This is a genomic window from Streptomyces cucumeris, assembly GCF_024295805.1.
GTDB classification, from domain to species: Bacteria; Actinomycetota; Actinomycetes; order Streptomycetales; family Streptomycetaceae; genus Streptomyces; species Streptomyces cucumeris.
Window position 1 is genome coordinate 56,169 of the sequence record NZ_JANCLX010000028.1, and the last position, 17,703, is coordinate 73,871.

Here is a 17,703-nt window from a genome sequence, read left to right on the forward strand (position 1 = left end):
AGCCTGGGCGTGTGATAGAGATTTAGACTGGGCCTAAATCCATGGGGTGCGGCACCTGGGGGGCGGCGTGATCGAGATCGAGCTCGGCGTGGACGACCTGGCACGCGTCCGGTTCGCCATCTCGCCATTACAGGAGACGTGTCACAGTCTGTGGGCACTGCGCGACCCCGGCGACTTTCCGCTCCACATGCGGTGGATGCGCCTTGTGCGGAATCGCCTGCCCGCACTGGATGGCGAGTTGCTGCTCGCACTGGTTAGCGAGCGACGGTGGCTGCCGGACTTCATCACACCCCGCCCCCAGTCGCGGGTGCCGGAGATGGCCGAAGAGCTGGCGGTCGTCAGGTCCACGGATCCGGCCGTCGTATGCCGGGACATCGAAACGGCATACCTCAACCAGTGCAAGCCGTCCGTGCTGTGCGGTGATCCGGCCAGCCTGCGGGACCGGATCGCCCACGCACTGGAGGCTTACTGGCATGTTGCATTGGAACCGCACTGGCGCAGAATGCGGGCCGTGCTGGAGGCCGACATTCTCTACCGGGCGCAGTTGCTCGCCGACGGTGGCGCGGCCGCCCTCTTCGCCAACTTGCACCCCAACGTGCAGTGGAATTCGGGGGTTCTGCGGCTGCATCCGATGGGAACCCATAGCCGGGTACCGGCCGGGGGCGGGCTGACCCTGTGCCCGACGCTGTTCGGGCGCAAGGCGACAGCGCCCATCGGAGAGGTGCCGCGCGTGGACTATCCGGCGCGAGGGGTGGCCACGCTGTGGGAGTCGGTGGCAGCACCGCCCGCGGACTCGCTCGCCACGCTGATCGGGCGGCCGAAAGCGACCCTTCTCGCAGCTCTCGACACCCCTGACACGACAGCGTCACTTGCTCGAGCGCTCGGGGTCACGCCCAGCGCCGTGTCGCAGCATCTGTCGGTGCTGGCAGCGTGTGGCCTGGTCGCGCGGGCGCGGGCCGGGCGGACGGTGCTGTATGCGCGCAGTGAGCTCGGGGAGCGGCTCACCGCGCGCCAGGGATCTCCCGTAGCACAGCGTTGACTACCGCTGCCTCAATGCGCTCTCCTCGATGACAGGACTTATCGGTCACCATAAAGACACCAGCCTCGTCGGCACCTGTGTGCACGGCACCCGCAGCACGGCCTGCCTCGCGCAGCTCCAGCACGCGGCGCTATCCGAGAAGCCGTTGCTCCTCACCTGCCCGGGAACAGTTCTAATACGACGTTCGCGGCCAATACTGCAGCCTGCATCCCTCACCGGTCCACCATCGACAGGCAGGTACACATCTCCGCATCAGCCTTGCTCACTGAACACCACTTCACAACGGGCAAGTTCAGGGCCTGCCTGCGCATGGTGCTGCGACAGCCCCCACAGGCGGGCACTGCTCACCATGCTGGTCAGCGAAATCGTCCTGGCCGAGGTCCGGACCGTCTCCCTTGTGCTCGGGTTCATCGCCACCGACCTCAAGGGACACCGGGGGATCCGGCGCGTCGCCCCGGCCACCCGCCATCGAGCCCTGCTGACGTCGCTGAGGACATACATGCCGACGCAGAAGGCGCGCAGGGCAATGAGGGTCTGGACGTCGGCTTCGAGGAAGTAGACGCCGAATCGCATAAGGATCAGTACAGCCTGCAGTGCGGATGCTCAGCAAGCTCAAGGGATGGTCGGTGGCGGCACCGCCGACGAGTCTGACAAGGCGCGGCCGGGGAGGCGGTGTCTGCCCTGCCATCTGCGGAGAGGCAGGCGTTGCTCGCGGCGCGGTGTCGGCGAGGCCAAGCAGGCGGACCTCCTTGGCAGCGTGGATTCCGGTGGTGAAATACCTAGGTTAGTTGACCTCGGGCTTGTCTGCGGTGAACCCGTCGTAGAAGTCATCGACATGCCGAGCGAGCCGCGCTGTCCGAACCGGACGACCAGGGCGGTGACCAGCGGGAGACTCGCGAGGGGCCAGGCAACGCCTAGGGCAGCGACTTCACCTGCGGTTCATGGCGGTTTGGGAATGGCGAGACATCCTCTAATGGATCCATTGCCAAATATTGTCAACTCTTGGTCACATCTGGCAAAGTTCTTCTCGTTGCACCCGGCACCGCACTGCCGGGCCCCTAATCCCATATGTGCTAACGGAGTTGACATGCCCCTTCCTGCCGGACTGCGCTCCGGACTCGACCGACGAGTCCGCTTCGGCGACGTCAGCTACGACTTTCACGTCCGACACGGCCGCACCGCGTGGAATGACCTACGCACACGCCTCGACGCTCTCGACGCTGACCGCTTCGTCGTTGTCACCGACGCCGGCTTGCCCGACAGCCTGGTGGCCGCGACCAAAGTGGCCCTCGGCGCCGTCGCCCCGACCCAAGTAGTCAAGGCACAGGCCGACGAGACCGAGAAGACCTTAGGCGTCCTCGACCAGCTCGCCGAGCGGGCCCTCGAGAGCGGTATCACGCGCAGGTCCGTAGTGGTCGCGCTCGGCGGCGGCGTTATCGGAAACATTGCGGGGCTGCTCGCTGCGCTGCTGTTTCGCGGCGTACGGCTCGTGCACCTGCCAACCACCCTGCTCGGTATGTCGGACTCGGTGCTCTCGCTCAAGCAGGCCGTCAACTCACGTTGCGGTAAGAACCACTTGGGCACCTTCCACACGCCGGCCCTGGTCTGGAACAACCTGGACTTCCTGGAGTCACTGCCTGCCGACGAGACCCGCTCCGCGCTCTGCGAGATGATCAAAAACGTGCTCGGCATCGTGCCCGAGCGCTACGACGAGGTCGCCGGGATGCTGCGCACCGATGCTTGCTACTCCCCCGAGGACATCACCCGCTTCATCGACCTGTGCGTCGATGCCAAGACCTCCGTGATGCGCGACGACCACACTGAGAAGCACGAGGCTCTCGTGTTGGAGTACGGCCACACCACCGGCCACGCAGCGGAGTTGCTGACCGGGGGACGGCTGCGGCACGGCTTCGCCATCGGCATCGGGATGCTCGCGGCCGCCCGCATGTCCCGGGAGCTCGGGCTACTCGACCGCTCCGACGAGCAGGCCCACCGCCGTCTGCTGGAACTCAACGGCGCCCCGGTGCAGCTCCCCGAAGGCATCGACGCGGACTCCGTGCTCGAGGTCATCCGCCTGGACAACAAGCGGGGCTACGTTCCCGGACGTACTGGCGCTGTCGACTTCATCCTCCTCGAGGAACTCGGTCGCGTCCACCGCCCCGACGGCAAACTGATCACCCAGGTCGACGAGGACACGGTGCGGCTCGGCATCGAGTCCGTGCTCAGCGACCGCTACGTTCTGGCGCGTGTGTGATGGCCACCGTCGTCCGCGGTGAACGCCGCCCCTTCGGGCCCATCGCCAACGACACCTCCGGCCCGGCTGTCACCCACCGGCAGGTGGGCGGCGAGGGGGTGTGCCGCTGGAAGATGCTGATGAACGGCATGCACCTAGAAGGCGAGTGGAACTGCGTCGAGTACGTGGTCATCGAACCAGGTAGCTCGGTCGGTGAGCACATCCATCTGCGGACCGAGGAGATCTACTACATCGTCTCCGGGCGGGCCGTCGTCACCATGGACGGCCAAGAAATCGAGGTCCGAGCCGGCGACCTCGTCACCACCCCGATCGGTTCCGCCCATTCGATCGCCAATCGCAGCGACGAAGACATGCACTTCTTCGTGAGCGAGGTGTTCCCCGGTCAGGGGCCGACCGCCAAGCCCTCGCGACTGCACGTGCCCGACCTCCTCCCGCCCGGCACTAGCACCCGGGTCGCGCACGTCGACCTCACTCCACACTTCACCGGTGACTGGCGGCAGTTCCGTCTGCTGGACGTGGCGCAGGGCGACCGCGTCGACGAGCAGGTGCCCCCCGACTGCAGCATCGTGCTGCATGTCCTGGAGGGCGCCGTGGTCATCGCCATCGGTGACGACGAGTACGCCGGCAGTCCTGGCCTGTCGGTGGCGGCGCCACCGAAGTACGCGTATCGCCTGGTCAACACGGGGAACGGCCCGCTGCGGGTCATCAGCACGGAAGTAGGCGTCGCATGAAACTCGGACTCGATGGAAGGACCGCCATCGTCACCGGCGCCGCGAATGGTATCGGCGCCGAGACCGCACGGGTCCTCGCGGCCGAGGGCGCCCGGCTCGCCCTGCTCGACTGCGACGAGCAGCAGTTGTCCGTGGTGGTCGAGGAACTGAGCAAGAGCGCCGAGGTCACCGGGGTGGTCGGCGACCTGGGTGACGCGACCGGTGTGACAGTGTCAGTTACCAGCGCCCTCGACGCCCTCGGCGGCGCCGACATCCTCGTCAACAACGTGGGACAGTGCCAGGCCCGCGGCTTCGCCGAGCTGACCGACGACGACTGGCTGCACACGTTTGAGATCAACTTCCTCAGCGCGGTACGCGCCATCCGGCTCGTGCTGCCGGGGATGCGTGAGCGCGGCCGCGGCGCCATCGTCACCAACGCCTCCGACCTGGCCCGACAACCGGAGGCCGGACCAGCCGACTACCAAGTCTCCAAGGCGGGGCTGCTCAGCCTCACCAAGAGCCTCGCCTTATCCGAAGGCCCTGTGGTGCGGGTCAACGCCGTCGCGCCCGGGCCGGTGTGGACGCCGCTGTGGACCCGGCCCGGCGGCTTCGCCGACACGCTCGGCCAAGTGCACGGCCGGGGCGCCAAGGAAGCGGTCGAGTACGAGATGACCAAACGTCAGCTTCCACTCGGCCGGATGGGCACGCCCGACGAAGTGGCCTACGTCATAGCGTTCCTGGCCTCGGACGTCGCGTCCTTCGTCACCGGCTCGGTCTGGGGCGTGGACGGCGGCACCATCCGCGGCCTGCTATAGCCCACTCTCCAAGGAGATCTGACCCATGGGAACCGGACTTGCCATGCACGGTGCGGCCCCCGTGCGCGGTGCCCGGCCGTGGCCGCCGTGGCCACAGCCCGCTGCGGGCGCCGGAGCGGCACTGCTCGACGTACTGCACTCGGAGCGCTGGTCAATCGCCAGCCCCTGCACCGGCGAGCCGACTCGCGAGCAACGCTTCGCAGACGAGTTCGCCGCCTACCTTGGCACCAGTCACTGCGTGCCCACGGCAAGCGGCACCGCAGCCCTGATGACGGCCCTCGAGGCGTGCGGAGTGGGGGCGGGTGACGAGGTGATCGTGCCCGCCCTGTCCTGGGCGGCGTCAGCGTCGACGGTGCTCGGCGTGAACGCCGTGCCGATCTTTGTGGACGTCGACCCGCACACTCTGTGCTTGAACCAGGCAGCCGCCGAGGCGGCCATCACGTCGGCCACCAAGGCGATCGTGGTCGTCCACCTGTACTCGGCGCTGGCCGACCTGGATGCCCTGCAGGCGATCGCAGGCCGACACGGACTCGCCCTGATCGAGGACAGCGCGCAGGCCCACGGTGCGAGGTACCGGGGCCTGAAGGCGGGCACTTTCGGTGATGTCGGCACGTTCAGCATGCACCACACCAAGGTGCTGAGCAGCGGCGAGGGCGGCGCCGCTGTGACCGACAACCCGAACCTCGCCCGGCGTATCGAGCACCTGCACGCGGACGGCCGCGTGCGCAGCGCCGACTTCGCTGGTGTCGGCATGCCCGAGTTGGTGGAGACCGGTGAGCTGATGGGCAGCAACCGATGCCTGTCGGAGTTTCAGTCGGCGCTGCTCAGCGCTCAACTCACCGACTTGGACCGGCAGAACGCGATACGTCGCGCCAACGCGGTGCTGCTTGACGAACTGCTCGGCGAGCTCGGCCTGAGCCCGCAGCGCACTTCACCACACACCACCGAGCGTACCTACTTCGGGTATGCGGCCGCGCTGCCCGACGACGTGCTGCGCACCGTGCCGTCGGATGTCATCGCCCGGGCCGTTACCGCGGAACTGGGGCTACACGTACGGCCGGTGTACCAGCCGCTGTACGCAAGCCCGCTGTATGACCCATCATCACGGCCCCGGTTCGCCATCAGCCCCGAGCATCTCAAGCAGATCGGCCCCGGGGGTTACGACCTGCCGGTGGCGCGCCAGGCAGCCGAATCCTTCCTCACCTTCCACCACAGCGCCCTCCTCGGCGACGCATCGGACATGCGCGACATCGCCGAGGCCTTCCGTCGCGTCCTCGCCCACCGCTCCCGCCTTGCGAGGTAAGCAGCGCCCCCGCCCCAGACATCCCAAGTGAGGGACACAATGACCAGAACTTCTTCTAGGAAGACCGTTGTGATCGTGGACGGTTATTCCAACGCGCCAGCTCTGATCGAAGCGTTCGCCGAGCGCGGATACCAGGCCGTACACGTTCTGGGTTCGGCCGAGCCGTACGCGACCATGGTTCAGCCCCGGCCTGAAGATTATGCTCACTGGCTGGTGTGCCCAGACGAGACCGCCGTGGCAGCCACCGTGGACCGCCTAGCCGCACTCGATCCGATTGCCGTGATACCGGGCCAGGAGCCGGGCGTCCGGCTCGCGGACACGCTCAGCGAGCGGCTATACCTCGCCGGGAACGGCACGACGCTGTCCCGGGCGCGCCGTGACAAATACGAGATGATCGAAACGCTCCGCGCAGCAGGCATCAGGTGCGCCGAGCAGCTGAAGACCGGTTCCGCCCAGGAGGCCGCTGACTGGGCCCACGCTCTGGGCACCACACCAGTCGTGGTCAAGCCGCTGGCGTCCGCGTCAGCCGACAACGTGTACATCTGCCACACCCTCGAAGAGGTGGCCGCCGCGGTCGACCGTATCCTTGCCTCCCGCACCGTGTTCGACGAGCCCAACACCGAAGTCCTAGTTCAGTCCTTCCTGCAGGGCCCGGAGTTCTCCGTCGACACAGTGTCCGCGAAGGGCACCCACTACCTGGCCGACGTGTGGGAGTCGCGGCGCAAGGCCATTGGCGGCGGGCGTCAGATCTACGACATGGCCGTCCTGCTCGACCCCGAGCGTGAGCCCGTCTCCGCCCTGTTCGCCTACGTACGCACGGTCCTCGACGCGCTCGGCATCCGGCACGGCGCCGCCCACTCTGAGATCATCATGACCCCGCAGGGCCCCACCCTTGTCGAGATCGGCGCGCGGATGAACGGCGCGATGATCCCGGACTTCTACGACGCGGTCCTGGGCACCAACGTAGCCCGCCTGGTCGCCTATGCCTGTACAGAGCCGGAGGACTTCGCCCGTACCCACGGCGGTCTGACCTACCGCCCGCTGCAAACCGCTGCAGTCTACGAGGCGCCGACGGTGCTCGACGGGATCGTGGAGAGTGTGGACGAGGCCGTCGTCAACAAGATCGCCGCACTGCCCAGCGTGTACGCGGTGGCGCTGCGCTCGGGTCCCGGCAAGCGGATCCGGCCCACCACGGACCTCACCTCCAGTCCGCTGCGTGTGCTGCTGGCCAGCACCGACGAACAGGCTCTACTGCACGACCGCGAGGCGGTCGACTCCCTCAAGGACCTCGTATTCCATGTGCGTTGAGTCCGCGCATACACAAAGCGTGGGGACGGTCACAGCCCCCACCTCTGCGTTGGCTCAGTATGAGGCGCATTCGGACTCCACAAAACCGGCACGACTCCGACGGCTGCCCCTCGCTGGGCTCTGGAGGCCAAGTCGAGGAATTGACCAATGAGACGGCGCCGCAGCTTCACCGGGGCGATGTTGATCTCGCCCCGGTTGTCGGTCATGGAGCGGACAAGGCCCGCCCCATCCCGCCGGTCACTCCAGCGATCCGAGTCCGCTGCTTCCTCGTCCGAAGCACGTCGACCTGCTGCGGAGCGCTCACCACGCGGCCAGCGCTCCAAGGTTTGGCAATCTTTTAACGCTAATAGGCACGATGCCCCCCAATGACCGCGCCCTCGGAATCTACTCAGCGACTGCCCTAGCTGCGCCGGTGGTTGAAGATGAAGCAGACCGCTCCGGTACTACAGGTGGAGCGCCACGCGATCGGCAGGACGACCGGTCGGTGTGTCCGTCGCCAGGCTCTCCGCCAGGCATTTGAGCGCGGGCTGGGGCGCCAGATCACCCTCACCCCGCAGGAGCCTGACCAGCGCCACCCAGCGCGACACCAGCTCTCAACACTCATCGTTGAAAAGCCATCCCGCCGTGCCCGGCCACCGTAGAGGTTTCTCGTCAGAACAGTCATCCAGAGCGACGGACTCCCAGGTGGTCGTCACCTGGCCGGACGGGTGGTCAGGCGATCTGGCCAGCGGCCAACTCTCCCAGGTAGCCACGGTTCCCCGGCGCCGGGGCGCCGCACCGCAGATGAGGTAGAGCGGCCCTCAGCCACCTTGCCGCTTGGCCTCGGCCCAAAATCGGCGCAGCTGCTCGGGGGAGCAGGCTGCGAGGTTCTCACCGAGTCCGTTGATGTAGTCCAGGCGCCCGGTAAATCGGCCGACGGCTCCTCGGAGTGCTCGGTCGGGGTCGACCTGGAGGAGTCTGCTTACCTGTACCGCAGCGAACAGGATGTCCCCGACCTCGGACTCGCTCGGCTCTTCCCGCGCCTCCAGCACCTCCGCCTCCACATCGGCGAAGGCGGCCTCGAGGTCCGCCATGCCATAACCCATGCGCGTGCCGCGGTGCTGAGCGCTCACAGCCTCGGCCAGCGTGGAGCCGGCGACTGTGGCCCTCGGGAGAAACAGCGAGGTGTACTCATCCAATCCCCCGACCTCACCCAGCTCGGTCAAGGGAACCCGCAGCAGGGATTCGTCCGGCTGTCCGACGTGGTGCGCCACGACGACCTCGCCGGGCAGCCCCTCCTTGGCAAGTGCGGCGAGCCTGGCCACCGAGGCCGCGGTGAGATCGGTGATGACTGCAGGGCGGCCGCTCCCGAGCGTCTGTACCTGTGCACTGTCGGCGGGTACCAGGCGGACCCCGTTTTGGAAAGGATCGACGCCCAAGCTCCCCCACAACGTGTCGAGGAAAGACACCCCAGGAATCACTCGGATGTCATCGCTGTATAGGGACAGGAGCCTGGACACGATCGGCTCCGCGACGAACGGCGATCCCGGTACCGCGAGTACAACCGGCAGTTCCCCGTCCCAGGCTTTATCGACGAGGAAGCGGGCAATCGCAGTAGGATCGCCGCTCAGCCCTTCGGGGAGCGCACGGGGTTCGCCCACCAGGGACGTGGCTAGATGTCCGGGGGCTGCAACGTAGACGCGGAATCCGCCACGCACCACTTCCAGTGCCCGCCGGGACGCGGCTTCCTCCTGGCCGGGCCCCAACCCCACGATGATGATTGGTCGCTCGGTGTTCATGAGTGTCATGAGGCTCACACCTTCCTGAGCCCTGTCGCCATGGTCGCGGCGAGAAGAACGACCATTCCGCCCAGGGTCGCCCTAAGGCCTATGCCCTCCGCGGACCAGCCGACGAGAACTGGGCCGATCAACAGGCCGGTGTACGACATGGTGTTGACCTTCGCCAGGGCGTCCGCCGCGCTGGTCGCACCCAGTTCTTCGCCGCCATGCCCCACCGAACTGAAGATAATCGGCACGAGTACGGAGAGCCCGAGGCCGAGTAGCGCAAAGCCCGCGACGGCGATTAATGGGCCGAGAGCCAGCACTGCGACCGCCAAGCCAAATACGGCGACGCCACCGCTCAGGCAGACAAGGGTCCGCGCGCCGTACCGCTCGTGCAGCCGGTCGCCTACCAGTCTTCCGCCAGCCTCGCAGGCGCTGAAACCGATGTAACCGAGTGAGGCGACGGCGATGGAGGCGTCCAGGTCGTCGTGGAGGTAGATACCGCTCCAGTTGCCAACAGCTCCGCTGGCGACGAGGACGACCGTACCCGTCAGGCCTAGCAGCAACAGGCGCGCGGACCAGCCTGCCAGAGCTCCCGAGCGGGCCGGCGAGCCGTTGCCCGACGTGTCGGTCGCCTTTGTCTCAGATCGCGTGCGGTCCGCCTGGGCGGGCAACAGCTGGCTCCCGGCCGCCAGTGCGAGCAGGATCATGGCCGCGCCCACGGCCGTATAGTGCACTATCAGCGACAAACCGACCTTGAGCGCCACGCCGCCGAGCATGGAGCCCACGGCGGAGCCGATGCTCCATGCCGCATGGCAACTGTTCATGATGCGCCGTCCGATGGCCTTCTCCACCGCGATGCCGTGCGCGTTGATAGAGACGTCGATGAGGCCGTCGGCTGCGCCGAACAGGGCCAGTGCGACACCGAACCACACGAGGGAGTCCGCCGAGGTCGCCGGCACCATCGCGACGAGCGAGAGCGGGAGCGCGAGTGAGGCCACCCGCACCACGGATGCGCTGCCGAACCGCCCGACCAGGCCACCTGTCGCCTGCATCGCCAACAGGCCCGTGAGGACAGGCACCATCAGCAAGACACCCAACTCGCCCTCGGACAGCCCGAACCCCGACTTCCACCATGGGATCCGCACGAAGTAACTCGCGAAGACGAACCCCGTCAGGAAGAACGGGGCCATCGACGCCCACCGGAGCCGATGTGGGACCGATGTGTTGCGGACAGCCTCCTCCTGCCCGACTCCCGCCGTCTCCTCATCGGACATGCTGTTCTCGGCTTCCGCCATGTCCCCTCCGACCCGTTGTCGCGTTCCGCGGAGCCTACCGCGTTTCTGCCACACAAGGCACAACTATTGCCACTCTAGGCAACGTTGGGTGACACTGTTGGCATGGATGACCTGAAATTCAGCGTCGTGATCCCCTACAAACAGCGGTTGGAGAGCATCCGCCTCGTCCTGTCCGCCCTTGCCGAGCAGACGATGGACCCGTCCGGATTCGAGGTCCTCATCGGTGCGATGGAGTACTCCCCGGAGTACGTCTCCACATGCGGGGAGTTCACTGACCGGCTCACGATCCTCTCGGTCCTCTCCGCCGCCCCCTGGAACCTGAACATGGCCAGGAACCTGGCCATGCGTCATGCCCGCGGCCAGGTGACGCTCATCATGGACGCGGACATGGTGCTGCCCACCCGGTTCCTCGAGAACCTCTACGAGCGGTATTACGTGCATGGGCAGAACGTGTGCGTGGCCGGGCAGATGATCGGCTACGACGAGGAAGTGGAGACGGACGTCGAGCATGTCGAGCATGCTCCGTTCAGCCACTACCGCGAGGTCCTGGCAAGGTTCGAGGCCCAGGATCGGGTCGTCGAAGACGAACGCTGGACCGCGGAGCACACGACCGCGTTCAGACGTTTCCCCTGGGTCTACGCCCGAGGCGGCCTGGTGGCCATACCCACCGCGACGGTCAGGCAGCACGACCTCACCTTCGACGAAGGCTTCCAGGGCTGGGGCCCCGAAGACCAGGAGTGGGCGCTGCGGATCTCCCTGACCGGCACGCCGATCATGCTTGGGGAGGATGTGTACGGCCTCCACCTGCCCCACCTGCGCAGCGTCTCGGACAACGGGCGCACTGCGCAGATCAACAACCGCTACTACCTGGCCAAGTGGCCTCGCCTGGAGTTGGAACTCGCCCTGGCCTTCGGCTGGACGGAGACGGCCGAGGCCCTGCCCGAGGTCCGTCGCGAGCTGGATGCGGCGGTCCGCGGGCCTGACTACTCCCTGGGCGCCGTGATCGGGACGGCGTCCGGCAGCAGCCTGCTGGTCCTCGGGGCCGCCATCGATCCTTCGACGCAGAGGCCCGCCCCCGACGTCGCCGCCCAGTTCGACACTCACGCCGAACTGACCGTTCTGCCGCTGGCCGGCTTCGCCCTGCCCTACCCGGACGGCCACGTCGACGAGTGCCGCGTCCTCCCTCCGGTGGCGGAGCTGAGCGACCGACTCCAGGACGCCGTCCTTCGCGAGGCCGAGCGCGTTGCCAACACGGTAGCAATTCTCGGCAAGGACGGGCACTGACGTCCCAATCACGTACTCACCCTGGTTGCACGACTGACATCGCTTACCAACCAAAGGGGTTGTTTCCGTGCAAGGCTCAACAACGCGTCGATGTGCAGTGATTGGTATCGGCGGTAGGACGCTCAAAGACTATGTTCCGGCACTTGTCGGTCTGTTCCCGCAGATAGAGATCATCGCCGCCTGCGATGTGGATGCTGCGGCCGAGGATCGCCTCGCCTATGAGCTCAAAAAGCTCGGCAGCACCTCCCGTCCACGCTTCTTCAGGGATCACAAGGCTCTGCTGGACGAGGTTCAGCCCGACATCGCCATCGTGGTGACACCGCACCACACGCACGTCGATGTCTCGAAGGATCTGTTCCAGCGCGGGATCCCCTTCATCAAGGAGAAGCCGTTCGCGCTGTCCCTGCCGCAGGCGTACGAACTCGCCGACGCCGTCGAGAAGCACGACGGTCACATGCGCATCTGCGTACAGCGGCGCTACAACCCGCTGTACGTGCGCGCGAAAGCCGCGCTTCAGGAAATCGGCGAGGTCAGGCACTTCGACGCCGTCTACCAGCTCAGCACCGACGCCTACCAGGCCGGCTGGAGGGCCCAGTCGGCGACCTCCGGCGGCGGCGCCATTATCGACATGGGCTACCACATCATCGACCTGCTCCACTGGTTCTTCGGCATGCCGTCGCTCGTCTACGCCAGCGCCGCTCCCAAGCTGATTCCGTCGGCCGCGTACGACATCGAGGAGACGGTGCTATCGAACCTTTCGTACGAGAACGGTGTCACGGGAACACTCCGGCTGTCCCTCTGCGAGGCCAGCAAGGAAGAGCTGATACGCATCCACGGCGCCGACGGGCACATCAGGCTGACCAAGAATTCCTTCGAGCGGTTCGACCGCTCGAACACCTTGGTGGAACGGGTCGACGGTGACCGGGCCGTTGACTCGACGTCCGTACTGCTGGTGGACGTACTGGACAACCTCTCCAACCGAGAGGTCACCCGCCGCGAAGTGATCGACGGTGTGCAGATCACCACCACCATCGAATCGCTCTACCAGTCGATTTCCCAAAAGAGCTCTGTCAAGACGCTCAATGAGAGGACAAGTGATCTCTGTGTCGAAGCTGGCGATCGACGGCGGGCAGCCCATTCTGGATCGGGCAATAGCGTACCCCTGGCCGAAGCAGCGACCGGAGTGGTCTGAGCGCGTCCTGCGCCAGCTGAAGAGCGGCCAACTCTCGATTTACGACCGATCGGGAGTTGTCGCCGAGTTCGAGGATGCATGGTCGATGGCCCATGACGTCCCATTCAGCCTGGTGACCAATTCCGGTACCGCGGCCCTCCACTCCGCGTTCTACGGAGTCGGTCTCGGGCCGCGGGACGAGGTCCTGTGCCCGAGCTATACCTTCTTCGCCACCTCGGCGTCTCTGTTCCAACTGGGCGCTCTGCCAGTGCTGGTCGACTCCAAGCCCGACGGTTCGTTCGACGTGGAGGCTGCGGCGCAGCTCATCACCGACCGCACGAAGGCGATCGTCATCACACATATGTGGGGCCTGCCCTGCGACATGGACGCCATCGTGGCTTTTACCCAACGCCACGGTCTCGCCCTGATCGAGGACTGCTCCCACGCGCACGGCGCGACCTACGGCGGCCGCCCCGTCGGCACCTTCGGGGACGCGGCTGCCTGGAGCATGCAGACCCAGAAGCTGGTCGCCGCTGGTGAGGGCGGTGTGATGTGCACCAGCAGCCGCGAGGTCTACGACCGGGCGCAGCTTCTGGGCCACTTCAACAAGCGGGCCATGAAAGAGATGGATCCGGAAGGGGAGCTCTACCCGTACTCCGTCACCGGCCACGGTCTGAAGTACCGTGCGCATCCGCTGGCAATCGCCTTTGCCGTTGGCCAGGTCGCTGAATTGGCCTCCTGGGTCAAGGGCAAGCAGGGCTTCGCGGGGGAGATCGCGGAGCTGTTCACGCGGATCGAGGGGATCATTCCCCTGACGCTGTCGACGGGCGACCGGATCTCGGCGCACTACGCCCTTCTCTTTGAGGCCGACCCGGACGTCATTCCGGGCGGCAGGGACTGGCTGGTGGCCGCGTGCAACGCGGAGGGCCTGGACGATCTCGACATTCCCAAGGCGACCTCGCCGCTGCACACCCTGCACCTATTCCAGAACCCGATCTCACCGGTGACCACCTACGACCGGCCCTGCATCCGGGCCCGGTTCCCCGTTGCCGACCGGCTCGCGGCACGGACGTTCAAGATCTCCGTTCCCTGCGCGCCGGCGGGTTACGAGGAGGAGGACGAACAGTACCTCACAGCTGTTCGGGCGGTCGTTGAGAAGGTCGCCAACCACTTGTCCGGCTCCGCGATGAGGGGGCAGGGGTGAGCGTAGGTCCGCCGCGACAGGAGGGTGGGAACACAGCAGGGAAGCCGTGGTTTCGGCGCTGGAGCCGGGTTCCCCGCGCCGCGTACCGTCTCGTCTGCTTTCCGCACGCGGGCGGATCGGCGTCTTTCTTCCGAGAGTGGGCTGACGGCCTCCCCGAGGCCGAGGTCCTCGCAGTGTGCTATCCGGGCCGAGCCGAACGGATCGGTGAGCCGTTGGCCGAGGACCTGCCCATGCTCGCCCGCGACATCGCCGGCGCACTGGGAGAGTTTGCGGACCTGCCCCTGACGCTCTTCGGGCACAGCATGGGGGCGCCGATCGCACTGGAGACCGCGCGTGCCCTTGAGGCATCCGGCGTGCCGGTCGCGCATCTCTTCGCTTCAGGCTCGCGCGACGCGCCCCTGCCCGAGGCCGCACAGGAGCCGGATGAGGAGCAGGTGGTGGTCGAGGAGCTGCTCTCCATGGGCGGCACCAGCCACGACATGATGGACGACGCCCTGTTCCGGGAACTGGTCCTGCCGTATGTCATGGGCGACGCCCGTCTGTACCACGGCTACCGCATGCCCGCGCAGCCGCTTCTGCGGTGCCCGGTGACGGTCGTCACCGGAGACCGGGACGAGAACACCGACCGCCGTCCGTGGACGAGTCTCACCACGGCATCGGTCGCGCAGGTGACGGTGCCCGGGGGTCACTTCTATCTCACCGAGGAGCCGCCCCACGAGCTGCTGAGAGCGGCCATGTCAGCCGCCGGTCAGACCGGCACGGGCGTACCCACAGCTATCGACGGGAGTCGGTCATGACAGCGCAGGCATCCGCTGATGCCACCACAGATCCCGCGGACGGACCTACTGTGAACCCCGCGGACGACCCTGAAGCGGCCCGTCGGCGGGACCGCGACCATCTGTGGCACATCTGGTCGCCGGTGACCGCGCCCATGACCCGCAGAATGCTCGTGCAGGGAACCGGGCCCTATGTCACGGACATCGAGGGCCGGGAGTACTTGGACGCCTCTTCGCTCAACCTGACCTGCGGCTACGCGTTACCGGAGATCGCCCAGGCAATCGGCGAGCAGGCCTCGCGGTTCCACGGCTACGACCTGTCCGTGGCCACCCATGTCCTGGCAGGTGCGGTCGCCCAGCGGGTGGCCGCGCTCATGCCCCCGGAACTCTCCCGCACGCTGCTCACCAACAGCGGCACCGAAGGGTGCGAGGCGGCGGTGCTCATCGCCGCCATGTACGCCCGTATACGGGGCACCCCGCGGACCCGGCTGGTGACCTTCGACTCCGGTTACCACGGCTCGACTGTGCTGGCCCGGAGCCTGTCGGGACTGCCGCACCTGGCCCACCCCTTCCAGGAGCCCCTTCCGGTCACCCGGGTGCCCCTGCCCACGTCGGCACGGGACATGCGGCGTCCCGAGACACTCCGACCGCTGCTCGACAGCATGCGCAGGGCGTTCGCCGAGGATCCGGACAGCCCGCCACTCGCGGTCGTGATCGAGCCGCTGCTCAACGTGGGAGGTGGTGTCGTTCTGCCGGACGGATTCCTCGCCGGGCTTAGGGAGCTGTGCGACACCAACGGAGTGCTGCTGATCATCGACGAAGTGTCCACGGGATACGGGCGTACCGGTCGTATGTTCGCATTCCAGCGGGAAAACGTGGTCCCCGACATCGTCGTGTCCAGCAAGGGTCTGGCAAGCGGCTACGCGCCGATCGCCGCCGTCAGCGTCAGGGAGACGATCTACAAGGCGTTCGCCGACGACGAGTACCTCGGTGGGCTGCGCTTCGGGCAGACCACTTCGGGCCATGCGCTCGCCGCTGCCGCCGCCCTCGCTACCCTGGATCTGCTGGACCGCGAGAACCTGGTCGAGCGGTCCGACCAGCTCGGCGGGCTTCTCCTCCGGAAGCTGGAGGCGTTCCTTCGGACCGGGGGCATCACGGACGTACGCGGTCTGGGGCTGTTCGTCTCCCTTGAGTTCGCCGAGGAGGCCGAAGCCGTGCACCTCGTTGCCGCGGCCGAGGAGAACGGACTGCTGCTCCGTCGCCAGGGCCGGGTCGTCATGGCTGTACCTCCTCTGACGAGTGACGAGACCGTGGTCCAGTCGATCGCCGAGACCATCGGGAAGGCGCTTGAGGTGGCCGCATGATGTCAGCGTCGGCCCCGAGGGAAATCAAGGACATGGCCGCCTCCGCCCGGATCCTCGAGTCGATCAATCGCAAGCGCGCGGGCACACTCCTCGACGACGAGGAGACCTCGGGCATCGTCGCCGACTTCGTCGCCGCCCGTATCCCCGACTACCAGATGTCGGCCTGGCTGGCGACGGTGGCGTGCAGAGGCCTGTCCACCGGGGAACTGGCCGCACTGACCCGTGCATACGCCCTCGGCGGCGGGCACTTGGATCTGAGCCAGGTCGACGGAGCGGTCGTCGACAAGCACAGCACCGGCGGTGTCGGGGACACCACCACCCTGATTGTGGTGCCGGTGGTCGCCGCATGCGGCGTGCCGGTGGCGAAGATGACAGGACGGGCCCTCGGCTTTGCCGGAGGCACGCTCGACAAGCTGGAGTCGATCAAGGGTCTCAGGAGCTACCTGCCCACCGGCGAGATCGTGCCCATGATCCGCTCGGTCGGTATGGTCATCACCGGCCAGAGTTCCGATCTGACTCCGGGGGACGGAGCTACCTACGCGCTGCGCGATGTCACCGGCACGGTGGAGAGCATCCCGCTGATCGCCGCGAGCATTATCAGCAAGAAGGTCGCCGTCCGTGCCGACGGACTCGTCCTGGACGTCAAGACGGGCGCCGGGGCGCTGATCCCGGAACAGGACCGCGCGGTACGACTGACCGAGACGATGCTTGACCTCGCCCGTGCCTTCGGTCTCAGCGGGCGGGCGGTGCTCAGCGACATGAGTCAGCCGCTGGGGTCTGCGGTGGGCAACGCCATGGAGATCCGGCAGGCGCTGGCCGTTCTCCGTGGGGAGCGACCCCCCGGGCTGTGGGATCTCTGCGCGACGATCAGCCGCCTGATGCTGCAGAGCGTCGACCCCCTGCTCACTGAGGAGCAGGCCGCGGCCAGGGTCAACCGGGTCATCGACGACGGGTCCGCGTACGAGATGTTCGTACGGTGGGCGGTCGCGCAGGGCGCGGACGCCGCCGATCTCGAGGCGGAGCGCTTCCCGACCGCTTCGCAGCGGCTGGTGGTAAAGGCCCCGGAGTCCGGCTGGATCACCCGTATCGACCCGCGTGCCGTGGGTAGCGCGACGCTGCTGCTGGGGGCCGGACGCCTGACCCACGACGCGCCACTGGACTACGGCGCTGGTGTCCGGATGAACCACCGGGTGGGCGACCGGGTTGACAAGGGCGACATCCTCGCGGAACTCCACTACGACCTGGGAGACGCGGACGCAGCACGATCACTTGTGGCATCAGCGTTCCAACTCGGAGACCAAAAGGTCACCCCGCCTCCGGCCGTTCACCAAATCTTCGAACCCCAGGAACTGTGATATGCCCCTGACAACAGCCCCCGATGAGCTGCGTTCAGCCATCTGTACCACTCCGACCTCCT

At 66.8% G+C, this 17,703-nt stretch carries 15 protein-coding genes; 12 read left to right on the top strand and 3 right to left on the bottom strand.

All coding sequences use genetic code 11. The annotated features are described in order from the left end of the window. Positions 1–67 precede the first annotated feature (67 nt). Positions 68–1,039, top strand: coding sequence for an ArsR/SmtB family transcription factor (locus NMK44_RS31140; RefSeq protein ID WP_254749440.1), 972 nt, complete (start codon positions 68–70; stop codon positions 1,037–1,039). A 252-nt stretch (positions 1,040–1,291) separates the two neighbouring features. Here the strand turns inward: NMK44_RS31140 and NMK44_RS31145 are convergent, their stop codons facing one another. Then, the gene (locus NMK44_RS31145) at positions 1,292–1,612 is read right to left on the bottom strand and encodes a hypothetical protein (protein WP_254749442.1); all 321 of its coding nucleotides are present in this window, start codon (positions 1,610–1,612) and stop codon (positions 1,292–1,294) included. Between the two features lie 514 nt (positions 1,613–2,126). Between NMK44_RS31145 and NMK44_RS31150 the strand changes: the two genes are divergently transcribed. The 5 genes from NMK44_RS31150 to NMK44_RS31170 are packed head-to-tail and all read left to right on the top strand — an operon-like array spanning position 2,127 to position 7,429. Next, a complete protein-coding gene (locus tag NMK44_RS31150; protein ID WP_254749444.1) occupies positions 2,127–3,293 on the top strand; it encodes a 2-deoxy-scyllo-inosose synthase in 1,167 nt (388 codons plus the stop codon). Next, entirely contained in the window at positions 3,293–4,024 is a 732-nt protein-coding gene (locus tag NMK44_RS31155; RefSeq protein ID WP_254749446.1) for a cupin domain-containing protein, read from the top strand. Before NMK44_RS31150 ends, NMK44_RS31155 begins: the two co-directional genes overlap by 1 nt. Further along, the gene (locus tag NMK44_RS31160; protein WP_254749448.1) at positions 4,021–4,818 is read left to right on the top strand and encodes an SDR family NAD(P)-dependent oxidoreductase; all 798 of its coding nucleotides are present in this window, start codon (positions 4,021–4,023) and stop codon (positions 4,816–4,818) included. Before NMK44_RS31155 ends, NMK44_RS31160 begins: the two co-directional genes overlap by 4 nt. Before the next feature lie 25 nt (positions 4,819–4,843). Then, complete coding sequence (locus tag NMK44_RS31165; protein ID WP_254749450.1) at positions 4,844–6,121, top strand: DegT/DnrJ/EryC1/StrS aminotransferase family protein; 1,278 nt, start codon at positions 4,844–4,846, stop codon at positions 6,119–6,121. 39 nt (positions 6,122–6,160) lie between these two features. Continuing rightward, positions 6,161–7,429: an ATP-grasp domain-containing protein gene (locus tag NMK44_RS31170; RefSeq protein WP_254749452.1), complete on the top strand. Its 1,269-nt coding sequence runs from the start codon at positions 6,161–6,163 to the stop codon at positions 7,427–7,429. Positions 7,430–8,229: 800 nt separating this feature from the next. Here the strand turns inward: NMK44_RS31170 and NMK44_RS31175 are convergent. Together NMK44_RS31175 and NMK44_RS31180 are read right to left on the bottom strand one after the other, a co-directional pair. Next, entirely contained in the window at positions 8,230–9,216 is a 987-nt protein-coding gene (locus tag NMK44_RS31175) for an SAM-dependent methyltransferase (RefSeq protein ID WP_254749454.1), read from the bottom strand. Between the two features lie 5 nt (positions 9,217–9,221). Beyond that, on the bottom strand, positions 9,222–10,487 hold the full coding sequence (locus NMK44_RS31180; RefSeq protein WP_254749456.1) for an MFS transporter: 1,266 nt from the start codon (positions 10,485–10,487) through the stop codon (positions 9,222–9,224). A 102-nt stretch (positions 10,488–10,589) separates the two neighbouring features. Between NMK44_RS31180 and NMK44_RS31185 the strand changes: the two genes are divergently transcribed. The 6 genes from NMK44_RS31185 (at position 10,590) to NMK44_RS31210 (ending at position 17,641) form a co-directional block, all read left to right on the top strand. After that, positions 10,590–11,771: a glycosyltransferase gene (locus NMK44_RS31185; RefSeq protein ID WP_254749458.1), complete on the top strand. Its 1,182-nt coding sequence runs from the start codon at positions 10,590–10,592 to the stop codon at positions 11,769–11,771. A gap of 97 nt (positions 11,772–11,868) precedes the next feature. Beyond that, positions 11,869–12,963, top strand: a complete 1,095-nt coding sequence (locus tag NMK44_RS31190; protein ID WP_254749460.1) for a Gfo/Idh/MocA family protein — start codon at positions 11,869–11,871, stop codon at positions 12,961–12,963. After that, positions 12,875–14,146 carry a DegT/DnrJ/EryC1/StrS family aminotransferase gene (locus tag NMK44_RS31195; protein ID WP_254749462.1) on the top strand — a complete coding sequence of 424 codons (1,272 nt, stop codon included), beginning with the start codon at positions 12,875–12,877 and terminating at the stop codon, positions 14,144–14,146. Before NMK44_RS31190 ends, NMK44_RS31195 begins: the two co-directional genes overlap by 89 nt. Continuing rightward, positions 14,143–14,943, top strand: a complete 801-nt coding sequence (locus NMK44_RS31200; protein ID WP_254749464.1) for a thioesterase II family protein — start codon at positions 14,143–14,145, stop codon at positions 14,941–14,943. The genes NMK44_RS31195 and NMK44_RS31200 overlap by 4 nt, the downstream gene beginning before the upstream one ends. 50 nt (positions 14,944–14,993) lie before the next feature. After that, a complete protein-coding gene (locus NMK44_RS31205) occupies positions 14,994–16,286 on the top strand; it encodes an aminotransferase family protein (RefSeq protein ID WP_254749466.1) in 1,293 nt (430 codons plus the stop codon). After that, complete coding sequence (locus NMK44_RS31210; RefSeq protein WP_254749468.1) at positions 16,283–17,641, top strand: thymidine phosphorylase; 1,359 nt, start codon at positions 16,283–16,285, stop codon at positions 17,639–17,641. Before NMK44_RS31205 ends, NMK44_RS31210 begins: the two co-directional genes overlap by 4 nt. Positions 17,642–17,703 lie beyond the last annotated feature (62 nt).

Excerpts from the sequence above, each read along its gene's own strand:
- NMK44_RS31145 (WP_254749442.1), bottom strand. The coding sequence starts at position 1,612 with ATGCGATTCGGCGTCTACTTCCTCGAAGCCGACGTCCAGACCCTCATT.
- NMK44_RS31150 (WP_254749444.1), top strand. The coding sequence starts at position 2,127 with ATGCCCCTTCCTGCCGGACTGCGCTCCGGACTCGACCGACGAGTCCGC.
- NMK44_RS31155 (WP_254749446.1), top strand. The coding sequence starts at position 3,293 with ATGGCCACCGTCGTCCGCGGTGAACGCCGCCCCTTCGGGCCCATCGCC.
- NMK44_RS31160 (WP_254749448.1), top strand. The coding sequence starts at position 4,021 with ATGAAACTCGGACTCGATGGAAGGACCGCCATCGTCACCGGCGCCGCG.
- NMK44_RS31165 (WP_254749450.1), top strand. The coding sequence starts at position 4,844 with ATGGGAACCGGACTTGCCATGCACGGTGCGGCCCCCGTGCGCGGTGCC.
- NMK44_RS31170 (WP_254749452.1), top strand. The coding sequence starts at position 6,161 with ATGACCAGAACTTCTTCTAGGAAGACCGTTGTGATCGTGGACGGTTAT.
- NMK44_RS31175 (WP_254749454.1), bottom strand. The coding sequence starts at position 9,216 with ATGACACTCATGAACACCGAGCGACCAATCATCATCGTGGGGTTGGGG.
- NMK44_RS31180 (WP_254749456.1), bottom strand. The coding sequence starts at position 10,487 with ATGGCGGAAGCCGAGAACAGCATGTCCGATGAGGAGACGGCGGGAGTC.
- NMK44_RS31185 (WP_254749458.1), top strand. The coding sequence starts at position 10,590 with ATGGATGACCTGAAATTCAGCGTCGTGATCCCCTACAAACAGCGGTTG.
- NMK44_RS31210 (WP_254749468.1), top strand. The coding sequence starts at position 16,283 with ATGATGTCAGCGTCGGCCCCGAGGGAAATCAAGGACATGGCCGCCTCC.